The 4,986-nt window shown below is 43.9% G+C and carries 5 protein-coding genes and 1 pseudogene; 2 read left to right on the forward strand and 4 right to left on the reverse strand.

Features of this window, described 5'->3' with window-relative positions; translation table 11 throughout:
• Nucleotides 1-1,062, forward strand: a 1,062-nt coding sequence (locus H6G97_RS45285) for a pentapeptide repeat-containing protein (protein ID WP_190946973.1), incomplete at its 5' end; no start/stop codon positions are given.
• On the opposite strand, the gene H6G97_RS45290 is transcribed toward H6G97_RS45285, so the two are convergent.
• The 4 genes from H6G97_RS45290 to H6G97_RS45305 form a co-directional block, all read right to left on the reverse strand.
• On the reverse strand, nt 1,054-1,791 hold the full coding sequence (locus tag H6G97_RS45290; RefSeq protein WP_190946974.1) for a DUF488 family protein, N3 subclade: 738 nt from the start codon (nt 1,789-1,791) through the stop codon (nt 1,054-1,056). The two genes, H6G97_RS45285 and H6G97_RS45290, sit on opposite strands and share 9 nt — an antisense overlap.
• Nucleotides 1,788-2,258: a DUF1392 family protein gene (locus H6G97_RS45295; protein WP_190946975.1), complete on the reverse strand. Its 471-nt coding sequence runs from the start codon at nt 2,256-2,258 to the stop codon at nt 1,788-1,790. Before H6G97_RS45295 ends, H6G97_RS45290 begins: the two co-directional genes overlap by 4 nt.
• Nucleotides 2,255-3,064: a DNA cytosine methyltransferase gene (locus H6G97_RS45300; RefSeq protein WP_242056060.1), complete on the reverse strand. Its 810-nt coding sequence runs from the start codon at nt 3,062-3,064 to the stop codon at nt 2,255-2,257. The genes H6G97_RS45295 and H6G97_RS45300 overlap by 4 nt, the downstream gene beginning before the upstream one ends.
• A 73-nt stretch (nt 3,065-3,137) precedes the next feature.
• Nucleotides 3,138-4,043, reverse strand: a complete 906-nt coding sequence (locus tag H6G97_RS45305; protein ID WP_242056061.1) for a hypothetical protein — start codon at nt 4,041-4,043, stop codon at nt 3,138-3,140.
• A 213-nt stretch (nt 4,044-4,256) separates the two neighbouring features.
• Between H6G97_RS45305 and H6G97_RS45310 the strand changes: the two are divergent.
• Nucleotides 4,257-4,877: pseudogene (locus H6G97_RS45310) on the forward strand (ISH3 family transposase); the annotation flags it as partial.
• Nucleotides 4,878-4,986: the final 109 nt, after the last annotated feature.

A 4,986-nucleotide genomic window follows, 5' to 3' on the forward strand; every position in this document is an offset into this window, starting at 1 on the left:
CACAAAAGCTTTGGTGAATTTCTTTGCGCTCAAAGGCTGATAAAAAGTTTTGAGAAGTGGATACGGGTAGATCCAGAGAGTAGACGCGAAGATTTTTGGATTACAGATAAGCAGTTATTTGAAGAGATTTATGATTTATTGAGTTATGGTGGGTTGGCTAGAGAGATTGTAGAATACTTGATAGCTTTAATTGATGCTAAGGAAAATTTTCAACTTCAGAGTTTATTTAAGCGCTTAGAAGAATTCTATCTAGATTGGATTCAAGGAAAGTTTATCAATGAATCCTCTAAAAATCTACCTCTAGCTCAAATGCAGAAATTGCAAAAGCAAGGACTAGTAATTGGTTTAAAAGAAGTTGATATATTTACTGGACTAAATGTAATGATTCTTTTGTTAGAGTTACACCGTTATACTCAGACTCAAGATGAACTAAAGGATAAAGTTGCTTTTTTCCCCTGTGGGGAGAGAGACAGCAAGAATTTTGATTCCGAGCGATTGTTTCGGATTATCGGATACAGCAGCACTACCGCTGTAACTACTTTTACAGCAAGGGTTGGTTATTTTCTCTCAAGCGCTAACCTTTCAGATGCTTACCTCTCTGGTGCTAACCTTTCAGGCGCTAACCTTTCAAGCGCTAACCTTTCAGATGCTTACCTCTTTGGTGCTACCCTTACAAACACTAACTTCTCAGGCGCTAACCTTTCAGGGGCTAACCTTTCAGGCGCTATCTTCTCAGGTGCTATCCTCTCTGGCGCTAACCTTTCAGGGGCTAACCTCTCTGGCGCTATCCTCTCAGGTTCTAGAATCTTAGACCGTAACTTCAATGGCGCTAACCCTAACCTTTCAGGGGCTAACCTCTCTGGCGCTAACCTTTCAGGGGCTAACCTCTCTGGCGCTAACCTTTCAGGGGCTAACCTTCTCAATATTACTTGGGATGAGCATACAAACTGGGATAATGTGCGGCTATTAGACAAAGCACGAAACATACCTGAAAGCTTGCTTTCCCAATTAAACTCAACTCCTCAACCCTCGTCCTCTCCAGATACTCCACCGTCAGTCTGACCCCGGCACCAACCGCCCCCGATAGAATTCCTGCTGTAACCCCGAAAGAACCGCCAGCATCCCAAGTTCCGACCAATCCCCCAAATCCTCGCCATGCAGAGATACCTGGTAGTAGCCGCAAGGGATGCGATCGCACTTCACAGGATAACCAGCGTCATGGCACTTGGACAGCAGCGTTTGAATAACTTGCGGGTAGGTGGAGTCAATGAGAATAGTCTGTTTTGGGGGGATTTTGGAGTTGATTGTGACGTTAGAATGTTCACGGCTCGATTTTAGAGTCATACTTTCGGTATCGGTTAAGCCGATACCCTTTTCCACCTGAACAAGTCTTTCATCAGAAACCAACTGATCATCACCTAATAAAGCAACTTCCCCACCCCAAAGCTCTGGCAAATACTTTTGCACCAGTTCTTCACCCACTTGATGTCTGTGACAGAAATCGGTAGGTTTCTCGTAACAACACAGAGTTATATCGCCGGGGTTCTGCCGTTGCCGATTAATCCAAAGTTCAATCAATTGCTGCCGCTCCTGAAGAACTTCTCGGAATCGACGCTCGTACTCAAATTCAGCTTCAGTATCTTTGTTAGAGGCTTTCCACCACTTGAGCAGTTCGGGAGTTGGCGCGAACAGAGGCAGGTGTTTGCCTTTCCAATTTTTGGGAGGGTACAGCGAAATTGAAACAGCCTCGCCTCGGATTTCGCCACGATAGAATGACGTGTACACTGTCATAATCGCACCCGCTCCAAGTCATAGTCAGTCACCCGCGCGATGGAATCTCTGGAGGTAAAAACCTTGTCACCTTTTTCCGATATCGCAGGGGACATCCACTCGATGCTGTAGAACCACGCATCATTAATCAGTTGAATGCCCTGGACAATCCGAACCGGAGGGCCATCACCGTGAAACCGAAACTTGACTAACTCACCGAGTCGAAACACAGGTTTTTCTTTGGTGTTCGGTTGTAAATTACCTGTACCAATAAGTTCACTTCCCAAAACAGTAATATTGGTATTACAAGCGAAGATTTCGTATTTCCAGCCACGTTCTAACCACTCCACACCAGTACAGTAACCGAATGCTTTGGCAGACTTTACGTACACTTGCTCTAACAGACTGACCAGTAACGGCGGGATTCGCTGACCCCAAGGTGGAGAAATGTACCACCACTGTTCTAAGTTTTGGACAAGATTAGTCATACAGTCACTCTTAATAATTTGCTCTGTGCAGATATAAATAGTTGTGTTGCGAAACTGGGTGGTACAGAGTAGCCGATGATTGACCCCGCCGTAGCAGTTTCGTTGGGAAACTCGTACCAACTGGGAAATCCTTGCAAGATTGCAGCCCCTTCAATAGACAAGGATTTGACCGTACTATCCGGCAACCAGATATCAGCGAATTTGCTTCGGTTGCAACCTTTGTGATCTGTAAAATGTGATCGCAATATCGTGTTGCAAGGTAAATGTCCGGGTTTGTATTTGGACTGTATACGTCCCCCAACTCTTTCTATTAGCAGTGGTGTCGGCGCATTCCCGGCTAAAAATTTCTCCAAAGCTTGTTGTTGTTTAGGTAGCAGATGTGAATCAGACATCGTGGGGATGAGATGGGCGATACCTTCGGCACACTTCGTGATCGCCTTGTACCAACCGCAAGGTGTAGCTCCCGAAGGTAGGGCAACGTGAAAACCCTTGCTTGCAATCAGGACTAACCGCCGACGCGCCTGGGGTAGTCCAAAGTCGGCCATATTGACCACGCTGTAATTGACCAGATACCCCTCTTGCTCCAAAGCTGACAAGATGATACTGAAACTCTGACTGTTCTGATAACGCGGCACATTCTCCAGCGTAAACACCCGTGGCTGCAACTGTCGGATGGCTTCTGCAACTGCGATCGCTGCACTCAGGTCGTCAGCCGTTTCAATACCTTTACCAGCTTTGGCTGTGTGGGCTTGGCTGAAGTTAGCGCACACTGGGGAGGCGTGGCAATACGGTTCGGTTAAGCCCAAAAAATAAAAATGTGTAGGTTGGGTTGAGGAACGAAACCCAACATTTTGCGGGGTTTGTTGGGTTTCACTTCGTTCAACTCAACCTACAAATATTCTTAACCGAACCGTATTGGGAGGCGTGGAGGTAATCGGGGCGGTGGGGAAAACCTAGAAATCCTAACCGTGCTACTTCTTGCACTGTTAGTTGGATTATTCTATAGCCATACTCGCTAAAGTTGTGGTGATGGGTTTTGGCAATCGCCCGACTCAGTTCCGGTTTACTTGGGTCAAACTCTACTGCAATAACTGGACGAATCCCGGCTTGCACCATCCCCGCTTCAATCCCGCCGCCACCTGCGAAAAGTACTACAGCGATCGAGGCATCATCTGGCAGAACTGGTTTTATTTTTGTGTTATCAAAATTTTTGCAGATATCTAATTTTGGTGATGGCTTTTTGGATTTCGCTTTTTTGATAAAGGCGATAATATCTTCTTTAGTTGCCCCCTGCTGTTGCATTAGACGAATCATGTGGACAGCGCCAGGGGGAATTGAGCCTATACTTCGTCCTTTCCATAATCCATCAACTCGTTCTTCCCAGTTAAAACCCCATCGCCACTGAATCGGGTTGTCTGGGTCACGTTGACCTATAACTCGTGGGTAAAAAACTATTGAGCCATCAAGTAGCTTTTTCTTTTCGAGGTACGGGTATAGGCATCCTTGGCTATGAAGTTGTATGCTTTTAAGGTCGTCCTCTAAGAATTTTTCGGGTGTCGCAGATAACGTAACCTCCACTGGTGCAGTAGAAGGAGGTAATTGATGATGTACTTCAGTTCTATAATGTGCGTTTTTCTTTTCGAGGTACGGATAGAGGCATTCTTGGCTATGAGGTTGTGAGCTTTTAAAGTCGTCCCCTAAGAATTTTTCGGGTGTCGAAGATAACTCAACTATTACTGGTTTTGCCTTCGGAGTTAGGGTATTGCTTGGGGCTGTTTTAGTCATGCAACTACCGCCATGACCAAATCATCGGGTACTTCAAAAATCCCCAACTGCCCAATGTCAGTAGATCACAAACTTTTCCCAAAAGGGCGATCGCCAACAAATTAATCAGTAAGCTAAAGTGCTATAAGCTACTTAATATATAGATAAAGCTTATCATTGCTTAAGCCAAGAAGTGAAATAATGAAAGTGTTGTGTATTATTTTGTTAGAATAATTGACTGTTTCATTAGAACAACTGGCTATAACAGAGACAGAAACTCTAAATGAAGTTATTGAGTGTTTGGCAGAAAACTTCTCAATTAAGACTCAAGGTGCATATAATCAAAAAACTCTATTTGAAATTTTAGTGAGAGCCGCAAGCAATGGAGATACTATTGAGAATACAGCCAAGACCTTGAAGAAAACTCCATCGGGAAATGATATTAGATATCATCTCAACAAAATTACCGATTTTGAAGACTTAGAGAGACAAATTAATCAAGCATTAAAAAGTCGAGTTCCGAAAGGAATTAAAAACGGACACCTAAAGTTAGCTATTGATTTAAATTTAATTCCTTATTATGGCAAGCCTAGTAACGAGGAATTACCCTATATATATCGCAGCCAGGCGAAATCTGGTACTTGCTCCTTCTATGCTTATGCAACTTTATATGTTGTCCTGAAAGGAAAACGTGTAACCCTTGCGATTAGAGGCGTTAGATGGCTGGATACAAGTGTTGCTATTATTACTTATCTCTTAGCAGAAATTGATGCACTTCATATTCAAATAAAACAACTTTATCTTGATAGAGGATTCTTCAATGTCCCCGTTATTCGGTGGCTACAAGCTTTAGAGGATGTTTGAAAAGTCGGAAAAGGTGTAAAAAAGCTCTCTCAGTATAAGCTGTGAATAGATAATAAACAGTACCGAGAGAGTGACATGAGTAAAGCATATCCCAGCAACC

The sequence above is a fragment of the Nostoc flagelliforme FACHB-838 genome (assembly GCF_014698065.1).
Classification (GTDB): Bacteria; Cyanobacteriota; Cyanobacteriia; order Cyanobacteriales; family Nostocaceae; genus Nostoc; species Nostoc flagelliforme_B.